We start from the raw sequence: 17,733 nt of genomic DNA, 5'->3' as shown, positions 1-17,733 counted from the left end.
AAGGTACGGGAGCAAAAAAAATCGCTCGTTAAGCTGAGGCGACGAGCGATTTGAGATTTAGATTGGACAGTTTTAATCCAATAGACCATATACACGGACATAGTCTATTTCGAACGTTGCGGGGAATATTGTATCATCTACGCCCTCTTTTCCGCCCCAGTTTCCGCCTACAGCGAGGTTAAGTAACCAATGGAACTTTTGGTCAAAAGGCCATTCTTTGAAGCTCCTATTTTGATTGACAAAGTGAAAGATCTCTTGTCCGTCAATGAAACCTTTTATATATGTCGGTGTCCAGTCTACACGATAGCTGTGAAATTCTTCAGAAACACCAGACAGCTTTTTTTTACTCGTTTTCTGTGTGTTTATGCTATGATTATAAGCTTGGGTATGCACCGATATATGCACCATATCCTGATCGTATCCGACATGTTCAAGTATATCTATTTCTCCCGATTTAGGCCAATTACCATATTTCATATCAGTAGGAAGCATCCAGATCGCTGGCCAGGTACCAATCCCTCTTGGCAATTTTGCACGCGCCTCAAATCTGCCATACTTGAAGTCTCCTTTATTCTTGCTGGTCAGCCGTGCAGAGGTATAGGGTTTGTCCTTTTTATTTCCTTTTCTCGCCATAATCTTAAGGACACCGTTTTCCACGATGGAATTTGATGCTGAAGCCTCCATGTAATACTGCTGTTCATTGTTGCCCCAGCCGTTGTACAAAGAACCGACATCATAAGACCATTTGGTTTTATCTGGCAATCCTGAGTAATTAAATTCATCAGCCCATATTGGTGTTGGCGAAAAATGATAGGTTATCTCATTTGCTTTACCTGAATTTGACTTGACAAAAAAGGGGATGTTGGCGGTCGCTACCTTGTTATTTCCATCGTTTGCATAGACGAAGAGCCGATAGGCGCCTTCTAGAGGAGGAGCCGTCAAGAGTGTCCTGTCAACTGCATTATTTTGTATAAAGCCACTTAATCCCTGCGGACGCTCTTCACGGTCGCCACCTTCTTTAAGGTCTGTGCTTTCTTTGAGAAGCTCCCAACGTATCTGTAATTTATCGCCGTCGGGATCATGTACAAAGGCTTCTATAGGGTAGGATTTACCGGATTCAAGGTAGATAAAATCTTTTGCATGCCTATGATTCAATAATAGAGAGTCTAACTGCGGGGCCCGATTACGGGGCCATTGGGCCGACCAAAGGTACTGCATAACATCGACAACCTCATTTTCCTCACCTTGCTCTGTGAATAATCCATACCATGTTGGTGTACGTTCCTGTTTTTGTCCCCACAAAAAGACATAAGAGCCCAGACAGTTTTTATCTTGTCCGATAGCGGCTTCGTATCGGCTTTTGTAAACTTTCGCTTTTTCGTGGCTGGTCTCTTCAATCGGAGCTCCCCAAGGTGTTTGCAGGCCTTCCCAATGGCCTGTAGGTCCCCATTCTGTCACAATATAGGGTTTATTCCATCCCGTCTTTTTTAATTGCTCAGGAACAGCGGCAAGTCCACCATATACTTGTACAGCAATCAGGTCCAGTGCTGGGCACCTGGTTTTGATATAATTAATTTCCTTTTGATTCACACCGGCCAGCATGGTAGTAACCAGATGATTGGGATCTAATTCATGGATCATCTCGGCGATCGAATTGACCGCATCCCATACTTTTGGGTTACTGTAATGCAGGTTGAGCTCATTGCCGATTCCCCATGTTAGCAATGCCGGATGATCCTTATATTTCAGGATAATTGCGCGAACATATTCTTTTTGTTTGGCAACAGCTGCAGGATTATTGTAATCAAAGCCATGGCGTTCTGTTTTCACATCAAGCCCTAGGGTTACCGTAAGGCCCAGCGTTTGTGCTTTATTTAGGATTTCATCAGCTTGCTGGGGTGTCCATGTGCGTATGGAGTTGCCTCCATACGCTTTTAATTTTTCCAGATTACTTGTTCCGCCTGCTCCTTTAATGAAGTACGGCTGTCCATTACGCATTATTGTAAAACCATTGTCAACTTTAACGATTGTCGATTTAACGGGTTTGCCTTGCTTTCCCAATCCATAGGAAAGGAAAAGTACGTTTAACAATATGAATATTAGTAGTCTTGCTGCTGTCATCATCTATCGAAAGTTAGGGTTTGCATCTATCTGAGTTTGCGGAATAGGTATGTACTCACTGACACCAGGGGTGAATTTTGCGCCGAAGACTTCTTTGGCACGCTCGGTACGGACTAGGTCATTAAAACGCTCGCCCCACCATTCGCAGGCAAATTCAGCTCGACGTTCATCCAAGATCTGATTTAAATTTACATTTGTAATCGGTGCTAGTTTTGCGCGTTCACGAATCAAACGAAAAGGCTCATCTCCATTTTGTCCCTTCCTGACCTTCGCTTCGGCATTTAATAAAAGAACATCCGCATAACGCAATATACGTACATTATTGTTTGCTCCATATTCCATTCGGCCTGCTGTCATCTGCGATTTTGGGAGATAGGCTTTACCATTGAAATATTTTACGCCAAAAGGATTGCCATAAACGACATCGCCACTTGGAGTTAACGATGTAGTCGCCGGATTGCCATCTACGCCACAATATAAAATTGTTGTTTTTAAGCGTTCCGTTTCACCTCTATTGGTTAAGAAATCAACGATGTTTTGCGAAGGTGGTACCCAGCCTGCTCCGGAGATTGGGCTTCCTTTTTGATCCCCAGAAGGGCCCTGCCATTTAAAAAAGGTACCCCAATCGACGCCCGGACGAACAATATCTCCGGTCCCTAAGCCGAAATCAGAATATTGCAGCTCAAAGATAGACTCGTTCGACAATTTTCCCGGTATTTTAAAGAGCTCGTAGTAATTTGGGTATAGCGAAAAACGACCGCTCGCAATAATTTTGTTTGTTGCATCCAGAACATCATTCCAGTGAGCACTACCATTATCATTCCCGGCCAAATCAGCAGCTGCCTTCGCTTTCAAAAGAAGTGCAGAATATTTAGTTACCGCCCCAATGTGCTTCGATTGATTTGGACGAGCATCTTCAAGATCTTCCGAGCAGGCATTCATTTCATCAATGATAAACTGACGTACTTCTGCTACCGTACTTTTTTGGATCGTAGCCAAACGGCCAATGTTATCGCTGTCAATAAGGATAGGTACATTGCCAAACAGGCGTGAAACCATCAGGTGAGCATATGCTCTTAAAAACCTGACTTCGGCTTTGTACTGTCTATTCAGTTTTATATCCGCCGCATTGGAAACTGGAATTTTTTCAGCAAAATTATCCAATTCGATCAAAGCATTGTTTGCGGCGATGACGAGACTGTAATAACTGATCCAGGATTGATTTATTCCCCAGTAAGATTGAATAGTAACATCATTTTGAAAGTTTTTGATGCCCATTAATTCGGGATTATCATTTGGATTCGGTGCGGCCTGCTGGTAGTCGTCATCGCGCATACAGCGAATGGAAAGATCAATCCAATGGACTAGGTTATCGTCGGAAGCCGAACGATATACACCAGATACGGGGCCGTACATTAAGGCGGTGTTGCTATAGTCGATCTCTTCCGATCGCTGCTGGTTTTCTAAGGGTTTGTCCAAAAATTTATTACAGCTAGATAGGCTAGAAGAAAGACCTAAACAGCTTGCAATCAGGACATATTGAAAAGTTTTCATGCAGTTTAAATTAAAAGGTTAATAATTAGAACGATACTTTGACACCCAAACTATAAGAAGAAGCGATCGGATACACATTGGCGTCAAATCCCATTCCAGCTATTTCGGGTGTAAAACCATTATATTTTGTAAATATAAAAGGGCGGTCGGCAGTTGCGAACACACGCGCGGGTATTTTATTGAGTTCAAAATTATAACCCAATTGTATATTTTGTATCCGTAGGTATGCTCCACTTTCGACAAAAAATGAACTTGCCTGAAGATTCCAAGGGGCAACGGATCCTTTGGCAGATGGGTGCGTATTACTGCTTCCTTCTGCGGTCCAGAGGTTTTCCACGAATGCGGCGTCGACATTCATCTGATTGTATTTTCGGCGCATTGCACGATTAAGATTATGGATCTTGTTGCCGGCTACACCTTGAAAGGCGATGCTCAGATCAAACTTTTTATAATCAAATGCCAGGTTAAATCCGTAGGCTATCGTAGGAAGATAATTGCCGAGGTTTACCCGATCCTTTTCATCAAGCTCGCCATTATTGTTCTGATCCTTATATTGAAGATATCCAGGTAAAATTGGTGTGTTTGGATTCTGTTGGTTGTATCTTTTTGCTATGGGATCTGCATCAATTTGGGCTTGATTTTGATAGACACCGGCTACTTCATAGCCGTAGAAAAAGTTTATGGGTTGATTCAATTCTATACGTGCTGGGAATTCAGCAGACCATTCTGGATAACCATTCATTATGTTTTCTAGTCCACCGAGATTTGTAACGCTGTTTTTTAGGGTAGTCAGGTTTCCGCCGATCGCATAGCTCAATTCACCAATTTTGTCTTTCCATTGCAGACCAATTTCCCAACCACTGTTTGTCACACTTCCCCAATTGCCATATACACGATCCCACGAAAAGGGGATAGGTCGGCTAAAAGCAAGGTCATGTGTAGTGCGGTGATAATAATCTACCGCGCCAGTCAAACGATTATTCAGCAAGGCAAAGTCAAGTCCGCCATCCCATTCTTCAACAACTTCCCAGCGTACTTGAGTGAAAAAACGGCCGACACGATATCCAGGTACGCGCGTTCCGTTGGTAGTCCCTTCGCTTCCAAATATACCAGAGTAGTTATTGCCTGAGTAAACTGTAGCATAGCCCGCATTAGGCTGAATACCATCGTTTCCCAATTTACCCCAGCTTCCGCGCAATTTCAGCTGGTTGAAAAGCTTTTGATTTTCCATGAACTTTTCCTTGGTCAATACCCAGCCTAGGCCCACCGATGGAAAATAGCCCCATTTTGTTTGGTATTTTGAGCTGCCGTCTGCACGGAATGTTGCTGTCAGCAAATATTTGTTGTCATAATCGTAGGTACCTCTGGTAAAATAGGATATTCCGGCATTTCGGAATCCCTTTTCTCCATATCCTGTGGCCGAACCCGTACCTTGCGCATCTACGCCTACATACCAAAACTCCTCCGATTCTGGCACGTCATTGGCTTGTACCCAAGTTTCCCGCCAGCGTTCCTCACGTGATGATTGCCCGAGCAACAATGACCAGTGATGTTTACCCGCCTGATCTTTATACGTTAGGAGATTGTCCAAAATATAATTGGTGTTGCGTGCTTGTGCTGAACGTAAAAAGGAGCGGTCATTGCGCTGATCATTGTCAATGTAGTAAACAGGATTATAGTTTATAGTATGTGTGGATTGATACCTCTGGCTCAGCTGCGAACGAAAAGTGATCTTGTCCTTCCATAATGTTGCTTCGAGATAAATCGTCGGAAGAATCTGGAAGCCCTTTGTTTGATTCGTATTATAAAAAGCTGTCGCTACCGGATTGTTATACCAAAATCCGGATTGCATTCCGATGGCGGTACTTGATCCAAATTTTTCTGGTTTGGCCAATTCCAATGAGGGGTCATAAACAGGGTAGAGTGGCGATGCGAAATAGGCTTGTCTAAAAGCTGCATTATTAGGCGAGTAGGTCTTGAAGTTATTGATGTGTGCGCTAAAACCCGCTTTCAGCCAATCTGTTACTTTGGCATCTGCCTGCAAGCGGATATTGTATTTTTGATTCATATTGCTGGCATCCATGATGCCCTCTTGTTTGACATAATTGAGTCCCATGGAATAGGTGATTTTATCAGACCCACCCATAATGTCCAGGTTATGATTGGTGATCAGCGCCTTAGAGCGCAGGAGCTCTTTGAACCAATCCGTATCCATCGCCGGGTTGGTCGCTGTCCCGCCATATTTTTCCACCGAACTTTTTACGAAGGCCTCATTGCCAATGGCTGTTGCATATTCCGCATATTGCTTTGCATTAGCCATTTTCAAAACATGTGTCGGTGCTTGGAAACCAGCGAAGCCATTATATGTAACTTTTCCTTTCATATTTAAGCTTCCTTTTTTTGTGGTCACCAAAATGACACCATTTGCGGCACGGACTCCATAGATTGCTGCACCAGAAGCATCTTTTAAAACCGAAATGTCGGCAATATCATTTGGATTGAGGAAATCAATATTGTCCATGAACATGCCATCCACCACATATAAAGGACTTTCATTATTAAAAGAGCCAACGCCACGTACACGAACAGAGGGAGAAGATCCGGGCGCGCCCGAACTTACGATTTGCACACCAGCAACAGCGCCTTGTAGTGCATCCATTGGGTTGGAAACAGTACGTTTGGCCATTTCTTCCATATTTACCGTTCCTATGGGCGCTGTTAGGTCGCCCTTTCGTTGGGTACCGTAGCCTACAACTACAACTTCATCCAGGTTAAAGTCGCTGTTGTTTTGCATGAGCTGAATCGTTAAGATATCTCCATTTATGGGTACTGTCTTCGCCTCATATCCTAATGATGAGATAATGAGGTATTTGACGTTTGTAGGAATAGCGAGTGAAAATTCCCCATTTTCATTGCTGCTTGTCCCGATCGTTGCATTTCCTTGCACAGTAATGCTAGCCGAGATAGGAGAACCTTTTTCGTTTGTAATCCGTCCAGTCACTGTTTTAGTCTGTGCACTTACTATATTGGATAGGCAAGAGAACAGTACAGTACTGGCAATAATACTGATATTATTTTTCATGTGTAATGAATTGAAATTTAGGAATTGTTTATAATTATCAAGAATCAAAATTAGGCTTAAGCAGCTTATTGCCGAATTTTAGAGGTACAACAACACTACTTCATGTTGGTTTTTTCGGCTGCAATTCAATATATTTGGGGTACGTCAAGTTTACGTCAGCCAATTGAAGGGAATTATTATGAGGTGTTTTGCCATTCTGTTTTTTATACTATTTTCTATTTTTTCAAACACGCTATCTGCACAGGAGTTACTTGGCTTACCTTTGGTTTATAATTATGGTAAATCGGTCTATCAGGGGGGAAGTCGCACCTGGGATATAAAACAAGATAGCCATGGCATCATGTACTTTGGTAACAGTGAAGGGCTACTAACCTTTGATGGACGATATTGGAAAACATTTTCCCTCCCCAATCATACCAATATCCGTTCTGTCTGGATTGATGATGAGGATCGAATTTATGTTGGCGGACAGGGTGATTTTGGCTATTTTGAGCGTTCGCCGCAATTTGGACTCGTTTATCATTCCTTACACGATCTCGTTCCAGAAGGATATCGGAATTTTGCAGATATCTGGAATACGGTTGGCGTCGGGCAATCTGTTTTTTTTCGCGGTACCAATGCGATATTTGAACTGAAGGGACAAAAGATTCAAGTACATCCGGCGGCGGCTGAGTGGTATTATATGGGGCAGTCGGACGGCATACTTTATGCGCAGGATAAAAGCAATGGTTTGCTGGAGTTTCGCGATAATAAATGGAATCCCTACATAAAAGACTTACCGTTTAAAGATGTGAAGATCGCATCCATGCTCTCCCTTGGCAAGGGGCGTTTGTTGCTGTCTACTTTAAATAACGAAACCTACAGCTTACAGAACCGGAAGCTGACAATACTGCGTACCCAGGGGGGCGACGGCAGCTATACACCGTCCATAGGGAAAATAGATGACTCAACCTTCGTCGTCGGTAATGCCAAAGAAGGTTGCCAGATCCGTAGCCTCAATGGCAAAACAATTCAAAAGATTGGTGTCAGGGAAGGATTGCAAAATAAAAATGTCACTTCCGTATTTGTGGACAGACAGAAGAATATCTGGGTGGGTACAGACAATGTCATCTCTGTGATTAGCTATGGAAGTGCCATTCGCTATCTCCGGCCCAATATGGAGAATGATGTGACGGGATATTCTACACTTCTCTTCAATAATAGACTTTACCTTTCCTCCTCGAATGGAGTTTATTATGCTGGAATAATAGAAGGATTGACCGATCAAAGCCGTTCACCAGCTTTTTTTTCCCTTCTTCCGGGCAGCGATGGTGGCGAAGCATGGCGCCTTGAACAACTTAATGGTCAATTATTACTTGGACACAACAAAGGTTTATTCCAGATTACGGATCATTCCCTAAAGCCAGTTCGGCAGGGGATAGGAACTTGGAAGTTGCTTCCGCTTAGTATGGTTTATCCGGTAAAAGAAAGTTTAATAGGAACCTATAATGGCCTCGAGTTGCTTGATTTTAATCAAGGCTTATTCTCGATAAAAGGCCCGCTGGATGGACCTTCTGACTCTTTCCGATTTCTCGAACAAGATGAAAAAGGGACCATATGGGCATCTCATCCCTATCGGGGTATTTACCGGATTACGCTTTCGGACGATAAGAAATCGTATCAGGCCAAACTCTGCAATCATAAAGACGGGCTACCTGCCGATTATCAGAATTACGTATTTAAAATAAAAAATCAGGTTGTATTTGCGACGGAGAAAGGGCTTTATCGCTACGATTATAAGATAAATCGCTTTTTGCCTGCAGAACAGTTCGTAGCGTTTAAAGACTTGACCATACGTTATCTAAAAGATGACCAGGAAGGAAATGTCTGGTTTTGTACAAGGAAAATGGTTGGGGTAGGGCGATTTGATTCCAAGCTTCGAACCTATCATCTTATTAATTTTCCTGAGATAGAAGGGATGAACACCACAGGATTTGAACATATTTATGCTATTGATCAACACAATATATATATAGGAGCAGAGAAAGGGGCAATTCATATCAATTATGATAAGTATTTGAAACATAGTGTAAGACCTGTAGCGATGTTATCTCAAACTATTGCAACAGGAAAAAGGGATAGTCTTATTTATGCAGGTTTTTTTTCAAATACCTTTGAGTCAAAGAAGCAGCCAGTCAATGCTAAAAAAGGCAACGTCCTAAGGTTACCTTCCATTTTTAACTCTTTCCGATTCAGCTTTTCCTCACCAAGTTATGGGATAAATCAGCATCTTGAATTCAGTTATAAATTATTGGGTTATGATGACGAATGGTCTTCATGGAGCCCGCAGTCTGAAAAGGCCTATACCAATCTGTCGGATGGACAGTATACATTCCTTGTGAAAGTAAGGAATAATTTAAACCAGCAATCCGATGTGGCCGAATACCGATTTATCGTTTTACCCCCATGGTATAAGACCCTATTGGCCAAAATGGTATATTTTCTATTGGCTATACTCGCTGTGTTCGGCTTGATTCATCTGCGTAAGATAGAGAGACACAAACAGCAGCTGAAACATGAGCAACAGTTAGCGCAACTCCGTTATATCCATCAGCTGGAAATCGAGAAAAATGAGAAAGAAATCGTGAAGTTGAATAACGAGAAATTAGCACATGAAGTGATGTCCAAAACGAAAGAACTAGCGAGTACTAGCATGCAGTTGCTTGAAAATTCGGGTGCATTAATCAAAGTTAAGGATGAAATCGCAAAGCTTGATACTGGCGATCACGGAGACTCTAATTTGAAACGTATTCACATGTTATTGAAGGATATTGAAAAGAATAGCGCAAACTGGAACCAATTTGCGAGTCATTTTGATGAGCTCAATGATGGATTTTTAAACAATTTGAAAGCAAAGCATCCAGCATTATCTCGAAATGATCTCAAAGTATGCGCGTATTTAAAATTACATTTTACATCCAAACAGATTGCTCAGCTGCAGAATATTACCGTTAGGGGAGTAGAAATTCACCGTTATAGACTGCGCAAAAAATTGCAGATCGAAACAGAATTATCTTTAAATGAGTATTTAAATACAATTTAATTTGAGACATTATCTATTCCAAAGCGCGATTATATCTTATTAATCAATACGTATCTGTCTTGTTGTCTTTATCAACTTCATGTGTGGTGGCAAAATTAGGAAGGAAAGTTACGGTATCAACTGAATGTAGCAATGAAAAATGAATTACAATATCAAGTAGTAAAACCTAACAGCCCATTAACGGAATTTGTTGAAAGTTTTTACTTTTGGAAATGAACAATCCATCATTGTAAGTGCAAAGGGAGAGGGAAGTTTAACATTTTATACCGGTTGCAAAGTGTCCGAAAATTGAGTGCAGGACAGCGGTATTGAATTTAATGACAAAAAACAGGTTTTTGTGTGGTTTAAGGTTGCTTTCGAATCGTAGCGTGAGCAATGGCAAGAACTTTTTTCAGGTAATACCATTTGGTGTATCCCGTGTCCACAATTTCATTTTCCATTGCACCAGACTTGGCCGACATTACCTCACTTGACAATGCTTGGCGATGCAGCACATCGCATGCCACCATATGCCGGTGAGTGAGTAAACCAGGCAATGCAGGACGCTTTTGAGTTAGCAGAAAATTTAACAAGCGATAACTTTCCGGACATTCAAACTGCCATCGCACTTTACAAAGAACAAATGCAGGCAAGAGCTTCATTGGTAACTTGCGATACGTTGAAAAATACTGAAATATTACACAGCGAAAATGGGCTTATTAAATTGCTTGGAATGTTTAAATAGTTTCTATTCCGTTAGACTGGCCACAATTTCTTGTTTTGATGGTTCACGAAGAATGATAATCTGATTATTTTTAAAAATTATAAGGCCGCTTTCATTAAATTTATTTAGCCACCCCATCATGGGCCAGACTCCCCACTTTTGAAAAAATTGAGTAGCGTTGGTGACAATGGATTTGAAGTGGTTTAAAGGTGGATTATAACTTGGGTGATATTGGTGATACGCCAATGCATCAATTGTGATATGAGCTATACTATTTTTCCTTGCGCTGAAGCCAAAATCCGTATCTTCAGCTCCATATCCAATATAGTTTTGATCGAATCCACCAATTTTATTGAAAGTCTCTTTGCTACACCCAAAATTGAGTGACCAGAAGAGTTCGTAACTAAATTGATCTAACTCGTTCCTGACAGGATCGGGCCTACTGTTTTCCATTAATTGCGACATCCAGTCAGGTTTATCTGCAAACCCTTTTTTTAAATACCTAACCCGGCCACTTAATAAAGCATTCTTTTTATTCGAGTAGGGCAGATACTGCTCGATTAAATTTTGTGCAGGAATGCAGTCTACGTCTAAGAAGATATTAAATGAAGAACTGGAACTTTTTATAGCCATATTTCTTGCTTCGCCCAAATTTAAATGCCCTTCTGTTTCAATTTCTACGGTATTTATTCTAAAGGGATATTCATCATCTTCAAACCGGTAAGCACGTTCATTAATAAACACGATCACTATTTCTACCGGTAAGATAGAATTTTTAGCGAGCCCGTTAACCAGGTTTATTAGTGCATGATGGCGTTTATGTACAATTGTCAATACGGAGACCGGAGCAGTAGAGTACATATTTCTAATTTGATAATGTTTTAAATAGTTGTGAGTGCAGTTTCTTAAGCTGCGTTGCAATTTCAAAAGTCGCTTTTGGATTCATCAATTTTTCCCAGGCTTCAATCTTCAACTTTTTTGTGTTTTCAATGATATGTAGCCAGTTTGCCTGAAGTAAATCTTTCTCTTCTACTACCTTGGCTACTCCTGCATTTTCCAAAAGTTTGGCCTTTATTTTTTGTTCTTCAAAAGGCCTTTCTGCAGGTATACAAATAATTTTTTTTCTTAAATCACCCAATTCCATTATGCAGTTATGGCCCGCATTGCTTATTACAATCCCACAATTTTTAAGTATATGGTATGCATCCTTTGAATTCCCATAATAACTGACTCCATCAATAGCTTTATAATTTTGTATGGTACCCAGTATATGTAAATTGGATGTTTGAGGTAGATCCCTCCTAATTTGAGCAATGAGCGGCCAATCAAAACATGTGCCACCCTGGCCAAAGAAAATAGCGATCTGATTTTCCGAGCTCGAATTCTCTTCAATTGACATTCCGCTATATTTAGAGAACCCACCTGAATAAAATGTCTTTGGCATAAACTCCTTTTCGATATCCTGCGCCATTGATTTTGCGTAGGGTGCCAGCAAAAGAGATGCGCTTTCATAAGCCAGGGAGTGCGGAGTGTCAGAACGGTCACCGTGTTGTCTCACCACTACGGTTGGTATCCCACAGAGACGGGCTAGTAATGCGATTTCGACAGACACATCAACGATAAGTAAGCAATGGTTATTATTTTTGAAAAAATTTATTATTAGATCGTTTCTATTCACTATCCCCTTCACATTAAGAGGGGCATAATGTAAAAAATTTAGCTCACTACTTGTCCAATCCCTATCGCTATCAGAAGGCGTGTCAAATGGCAGTTCGATCGTTAAGATATCTTCCGGTAACACATCCTTATAAGTTGCTAATGAACTACCAAAAAAGACCACTTCGTTATGGGGAAGTTGCGCTGCTATCGCTAAGGCTCTAGTCAAATGACCTGCCCCGTGGTGATGGATATAAAAAGCGTACTTATAAGGCATACTTACTTTCGCAATTTTCGATGACTTGAGCAAATACATTTTCATAGGAGGATACCATTTCTTGAATATCCAATGCTGATTCAGCATGTGCTCGACAGGCTTTTCTACTAAGCTGCGCCGCATCATTTATGCATTTTGCCAATTCAACCACCGAGCACGCCGCTGTAAGACATCCAGTTTCGTTATTTACAATCTTTGGCAGTGCTCCTCTAGCGAAACCCGCAACTGGGGTTCCGCACGCTAAGCTTTCGGCGACAACCAAACCGAAAGGTTCTTCCCAACAAGGAGTAATCACACTTACCGCTGCATTTCCAATAAGGTCATTAAGTTCTTCGTGTGTACAGTGCTCTACCCACTCAGCGCTTTCATCTAGAAGCGGCTTAACAAAAGTTTCAAAATAATGTTTGTCGGCAACTGAACCCGCTATTTTAATAGGCCTTCCGGCCAATTTTGCTGCTGCGATTGCAAAATGGGTTCCTTTATCAGGATGGATTCTACCAAACCATAATACATAATTCCCGGCATTTTTAGCTGTAAATATCCATTTATCCAGATTGATACCATTTTGTATGACCTTGCATTCGGTGATATAAGGCTCCCACGAAGAAGCATTCGTTTCCGACACAGAGACATACGTTAGCTTTTTGTAGCGATTTGCTGCCAAAATAGCCCTTTTCATCTCAAAGATGGGAGGAGTATGCAATACCGTTACCATTGGCGTTTGCATAAGGGTTGCCATAGTGATCGGTACATAATTTAAGCTATTGTTAAATACCACATCAAAATCATATTGGTCTATCTCTTGCATCAGTTCCAAATAAGCGTGATGTGTAGAGATAAAATCCTCACTTAATTCGTGAGAGCGAAATCTGCTTAATGTTTCCATATCATAATCTACATCGCTAAGAATAGAATGTACATTTAGATTAGGATCCGAATGCTCACTCGCAAACAAGGTAACCTCATGCCCCCTTTGCAATAAAAGTTTAGTTACTTCGTATGTAAAGGCTTCCAGCCCGCCCATAAATGGTTTGCGGATGGGATGTTTTAAATGAGCAAGCACTGCTATTTTCATAATATATTGAATGTATATATGCTGGCAACGTCACCATGCTGATTAGAACACGGCCAAGAGAAATTGGTTCACCACTATTTAAAATTATTTTTGGACTATCCCGGGCCAGTTGCTTACATGGTTAATATTGCGATGCAATATAGGGTTGTCTGTTTAGTTAGTCGAGTTGTAAGGTCAATATTTGTATTTTGATCATTAGAAACAAAGACTGTTAGCTGTTGTTATATCTTTTTTTACGCTTTAGGTATGTTTACATTAATTTTATAAGACTCGAGATTATCCTATCTATTGCCGTCAATAACTATCGCAGTTGATTTCGCTGTAGGCATTTATTGTTACATTTGTATTTAATAATAGTTTAAAATCTATGCGCAAACGGACGGTATCTATTCCTATTAGAACCTGGGATCGAGATTACGGTAATGGCATAGCTGTCATTAATATGGAGTCGGAAATTCCAGGAAGTAAAGAATTCAATTATGCACATCGACACGATTATCACCTTTTCGTATTGCAGGAAAGTGGCATCTCGCATACCGAAATTGATTTTAAGCAATATTTCATAGATCAGCCTACTATTATCTATCAATCGCCAAATCAGGTGCACAGGGCTTTGAAAGTTAAACAGTTAAGTGGTTTTATAATGACCATGTCCAATGAAAACTTACATGCGGATTATTTGAAAATATTGCAGATGAATACACCTGTCGAGCCATTAACTTTATCCTCAAAGACAGATTTAGCAATTATACGAGAAGCTTTTTCTTTATGTAAAAAGCTATTCGATCGAAGAGATGACAAACTATACGATCGCCAGGTAAGAGACAGTTGCAATACCTTAGTTGGCCTATTTATGTCGCAATTTCTCAAACAAACAAAAGACGCAGAGAAACTTTCGCGTTTTGAAATAGTTCATAAGGCATTCACGGGTTTACTTGAGCAAAATTTTGTGAGCATGAAACGTCCCGCAGACTATGCCGCAGCATTAAACATCTCCGTTGCTTATCTGAATGAGTGCGTGAAGAACGCAACAGGTTTATCCGTTTCATATCAGATACAACAACGAATTATTTTAGAGGCTAAGCGCCTGCTTTATCACTCAGATAGATCCGTAAAGGAGGTTGCAATTGAATTAGGCTACGATGATTATCCTTATTTTTCGCGACTATTTACCAAAGTTGCAGGAGTTACCGCTTTGACATTTCGTAGAAAAAACCACGATTAATCCAATACTTACTCTCTTCTGTTCTTTTTTATACGATCGAATCTCGTGTACTTTGCTTAAACAAAATATAATATTATGCCAAGTGCACCAAAATGGTTATTTGATACTTTAGAGTTCTTAACGCCCAAGCTACCCTTGATCGAAGTTGTTGAAACGGTCTTTTTATCAAAATCTGTTAAGAAGATTTGTTTTAAAGGTGATTTAAAAGACATACAATTCGCGGTCGGCTCCTTTATCGACTTTAGGGTGAACGATACAGAAGCGCGAAGATATTCGGTTTCTTATTCAGATATTGAAAAGGGTTTGTTTGAATTCATCATTTATTTGAATGGTAAAGGTTGCGGAAGTAGTTTTATGGCGAACGTAAAGGTGGGCGACAAAATAGTTATGTATAAGCCGAGAGCGTTAAGTAGGTATTATGATAAAACAGCGCGAAGGTTTGTGATTTTTGGCGATGAAACTTCATTAGCACTTGCTGTTTCTTTTCTTCCGGTTTTAAAGGAGAATAAACGACAATTTCTGTTCATTTTTGAATTAGACGAAGAGAACAAAGAAGTTCCAAAATTATTGGGTTTGGAAAACTGCCTTATATTTCCCAAAAACTTTTTGTTCAGTAAAGAGGACTGGCTAAGCGGAACACCGATAATTAATAGCTCGGATTGGCACGAAGCCAGTTTTGTGTTGACCGGGAACGTAAAGTCGGCTCAAACGTTTCGAAAAATCATTAAAGAGAAATCAAATGGTAACATTTATTTACATGGCTATTGGCTAGAGGGTAAAAAGGGATTATAGCATTAGCACTTTAGCATTGCTATCAGGTACGATGGAGAAATGTCAACATCGCCAATATCACATGATCTCCAGCGCTATATAGTAAACTGATCTTATGAAGCTGCCTAACCGTAGAGAACTAGATGTATAGCGAAATTAATGTTACAAAAACAAGCTGTAAGTTCTGATGGTAATCATTCTTGAAAAATAGATTTACAGCCGAATCTTAGTGTGATAGTAAATACGGGCTATTCAAAAGTATAGTTGTTATGAGACTTTTATAAACTCACCATTTTCACTTACTACTTCATTACCCCATTTCGTGATGGCTTCCAGAACTGGAAGAAGGCTTTTCCCTAAATCGGATAGGCTGTAAATTGTCATTATAGGAGGTTTCTCTCCATATACCCTCTTCGTGACTAAACCATCTTTTTCCAATTTCTTTAATTGCAGACTCAATGTCATTTCCGTAATTGTAGGCATTTCTTTCCGAAGCTCATTATACCTTTTTGGCATATCTTTTAAATGATATAGGATAACGGCTTTCCATTTTCCACCCATCAAATCCATTGTTAGACTGACTGTACAAGGGTAACTTTTCCCTTTAAGTGTCACGTAATCGCTGGTACATTCTGTTTTCATGCTACATTTATTTCGACCTATCTATCTTGATAGTTATTGCAAATGCAATTTACTTAAAATAGTTTTGCTACTAAAATAATTATAGTATGTCATTAGTGATTTTAGCACACCCCAATTATGATAAATCTTTTGCTAACAAAACGATTATCGACGAGCTAAAGAGCAATAACATGAATATTGAAATCAGGAATATCTATGAGTTATATCCTGATTATGATATTGATGTAAAAGAAGAACAGAAAGCTCTTTTACGCCATAGGAACATTATTTTTCAATATCCTTTTTATTGGTACAATATGCCGGCCATTTTAAAGCACTGGTTTGATAGGGTATTTGAGTATCAATTTGCTTATGGTTCAAAAGGAGATAAACTAAAGGACAAAAACTTTATACCGAGTTTTACAGTAGGTTCATCAGAAAGAAGTTACACCGCTTTGGGCTTTCAGCATTTTCGTGTGTATGAATTTTGTAAACACCTTGAGCAGACAGCTTACCATACCCAAATGAATTACATTGAGCCGATTTATTTTCATGGTACTTCGCTAGCTGCGGGCTATACTGAGGAAGAAATAAGAGTCAATGCAAGACTGCACGCAAAAAAATTGATACAAACGTTGATAGAGTTGGAAAGATAGCGACTTCTATTCGCGGATTCTGTCGAATTGTTAAAACTGAATGAATAAAAATAAATAGTCTGAGCACCGCGCTATTTTCTGCTGACCAATTTTCGATCTTGTATGGAGTATATTACGATAATAATCTTTTAAATTTCTGACTTTTTAAACAAACGCTAAAGGTAATCGAATGTTGAATTATCGGTTTTACGAGAACGTCCTAATATCACACAGGAAAAACTTTGAGAAAATCAGACATTTCCATAAGAATTGATTCGATATTTACTATAATCAGCACCAATATAATGATAGCTTGTTGAAAAAGGTATAAAAAAAGGCTGATCATACTGACCAGCCTAGAAAATAAAACATTACAATAAAACGTATTAATCTTAATCGTGTCCTTCGGTTTTAACAATCTTGTTGTAAATACCCAATAGTAAAAATGGTGCCGCCCATTGACCAACGAATAGTGCCGTGTTATCATTTTTAGTTTTGCAACATTTTAAAGCTGCTGAAATTCCCATTGCTGCTAATGACGCTGCTAAAAATACAATAGAGGGAATTTTAGATGTTTGGGTTTCGACCTCTTTCGTTACTTTGTCTTCATTTCCTGTTGTAATTGCCATAGTATTTATAGTTTTAGTTTATTAGTGAACTACTTTCAAAATAAAATGGTTTTAAAATATCTATTATTTTTTTCCTCAATTCATTCCTTATCTAATCCTTATTAGATGCTTTGTATGTTTATTCCTTTAGTAATTCGCTTTTCTAGCTTAAAAGTAATTCAATTTCTTTTTTCTTCTCGTTCTAGAAAACAATCACGATACTACGCAAAGCTATAAAAAGGCATCCTTTACTTTCTTAAACTATATATTCTTGTTGTGTCGTCAGTGAGTTTTTTAGTATTGTTTGTAAGGGTAGGTGATTC

13 protein-coding genes are annotated in these 17,733 nt (G+C 39.8%); 4 read left to right on the top strand and 9 right to left on the bottom strand.

Annotation, left to right across the window (positions count from 1 at the left end; translation table 11 throughout):
- Positions 1 to 72 precede the first annotated feature (72 nt).
- Genes QE382_RS15905 through QE382_RS15895 form a run of 3 tightly spaced genes read right to left on the bottom strand, consistent with a single transcriptional unit; the run spans position 73 to position 6,757 of the window.
- Positions 73 to 2,124 (bottom strand): glycoside hydrolase family 16 protein, encoded by a 2,052-nt coding sequence (locus QE382_RS15905; protein ID WP_307186773.1) that lies wholly within the window; start codon positions 2,122 to 2,124, stop codon positions 73 to 75.
- Positions 2,125 to 3,675: a RagB/SusD family nutrient uptake outer membrane protein gene (locus tag QE382_RS15900; protein WP_307186772.1), complete on the bottom strand. Its 1,551-nt coding sequence runs from the start codon at positions 3,673 to 3,675 to the stop codon at positions 2,125 to 2,127.
- Between the two features lie 25 nt (positions 3,676 to 3,700).
- Positions 3,701 to 6,757 carry a SusC/RagA family TonB-linked outer membrane protein gene (locus QE382_RS15895; RefSeq protein WP_307186771.1) on the bottom strand — a complete coding sequence of 1,019 codons (3,057 nt, stop codon included), beginning with the start codon at positions 6,755 to 6,757 and terminating at the stop codon, positions 3,701 to 3,703.
- A gap of 178 nt (positions 6,758 to 6,935) precedes the next feature.
- On the opposite strand from QE382_RS15895, the gene QE382_RS15890 reads away from it, so the two are divergent.
- Positions 6,936 to 9,839, top strand: coding sequence for a triple tyrosine motif-containing protein (locus tag QE382_RS15890; RefSeq protein WP_307186770.1), 2,904 nt, complete (start codon positions 6,936 to 6,938; stop codon positions 9,837 to 9,839).
- Positions 9,840 to 10,183: 344 nt separating this feature from the next.
- Here the strand turns inward: QE382_RS15890 and QE382_RS15885 are convergent, their stop codons facing one another.
- The 4 genes from QE382_RS15885 to QE382_RS15870 form a co-directional block, all read right to left on the bottom strand.
- Positions 10,184 to 10,480, bottom strand: a complete 297-nt coding sequence (locus tag QE382_RS15885) for a hypothetical protein (protein ID WP_307186769.1) — start codon at positions 10,478 to 10,480, stop codon at positions 10,184 to 10,186.
- An 86-nt stretch (positions 10,481 to 10,566) separates the two neighbouring features.
- Positions 10,567 to 11,403, bottom strand: coding sequence for a glycosyltransferase family 2 protein (locus QE382_RS15880; RefSeq protein WP_307186768.1), 837 nt, complete (start codon positions 11,401 to 11,403; stop codon positions 10,567 to 10,569).
- A gap of 4 nt (positions 11,404 to 11,407) precedes the next feature.
- Positions 11,408 to 12,520: a glycosyltransferase gene (locus tag QE382_RS15875; RefSeq protein ID WP_307186767.1), complete on the bottom strand. Its 1,113-nt coding sequence runs from the start codon at positions 12,518 to 12,520 to the stop codon at positions 11,408 to 11,410.
- Positions 12,465 to 13,550, bottom strand: coding sequence for a glycosyltransferase family 4 protein (locus QE382_RS15870; protein ID WP_307186766.1), 1,086 nt, complete (start codon positions 13,548 to 13,550; stop codon positions 12,465 to 12,467). The genes QE382_RS15875 and QE382_RS15870 overlap by 56 nt, the downstream gene beginning before the upstream one ends.
- 367 nt (positions 13,551 to 13,917) lie before the next feature.
- On the opposite strand from QE382_RS15870, the gene QE382_RS15865 reads away from it, so the two are divergent.
- Both QE382_RS15865 and QE382_RS15860 read left to right on the top strand, forming a co-directional pair.
- Positions 13,918 to 14,775, top strand: coding sequence for a helix-turn-helix domain-containing protein (locus QE382_RS15865; protein ID WP_307186765.1), 858 nt, complete (start codon positions 13,918 to 13,920; stop codon positions 14,773 to 14,775).
- Between the two features lie 75 nt (positions 14,776 to 14,850).
- Positions 14,851 to 15,567: an FAD-binding oxidoreductase gene (locus QE382_RS15860; RefSeq protein ID WP_307186764.1), complete on the top strand. Its 717-nt coding sequence runs from the start codon at positions 14,851 to 14,853 to the stop codon at positions 15,565 to 15,567.
- A gap of 246 nt (positions 15,568 to 15,813) precedes the next feature.
- Here QE382_RS15860 and QE382_RS15855 read toward each other — a convergent pair whose 3' ends face one another.
- Positions 15,814 to 16,188 (bottom strand): winged helix-turn-helix transcriptional regulator, encoded by a 375-nt coding sequence (locus QE382_RS15855; protein WP_307186763.1) that lies wholly within the window; start codon positions 16,186 to 16,188, stop codon positions 15,814 to 15,816.
- 86 nt (positions 16,189 to 16,274) lie between these two features.
- On the opposite strand from QE382_RS15855, the gene QE382_RS15850 reads away from it, so the two are divergent.
- A complete protein-coding gene (locus tag QE382_RS15850) occupies positions 16,275 to 16,823 on the top strand; it encodes an NAD(P)H-dependent oxidoreductase (RefSeq protein WP_307186762.1) in 549 nt (182 codons plus the stop codon).
- Between the two features lie 371 nt (positions 16,824 to 17,194).
- Here QE382_RS15850 and QE382_RS15845 read toward each other — a convergent pair whose 3' ends face one another.
- Positions 17,195 to 17,431, bottom strand: coding sequence for a hypothetical protein (locus tag QE382_RS15845; protein ID WP_294184359.1), 237 nt, complete (start codon positions 17,429 to 17,431; stop codon positions 17,195 to 17,197).
- Positions 17,432 to 17,733 lie beyond the last annotated feature (302 nt).

The sequence above is a fragment of the Sphingobacterium zeae genome (assembly GCF_030818895.1).
GTDB lineage: Bacteria > Bacteroidota > Bacteroidia > Sphingobacteriales > Sphingobacteriaceae > Sphingobacterium > Sphingobacterium zeae.
Note: the sequence above shows the minus strand (reverse complement) of the source record. Positions and strands in the feature narration are given on the sequence as shown.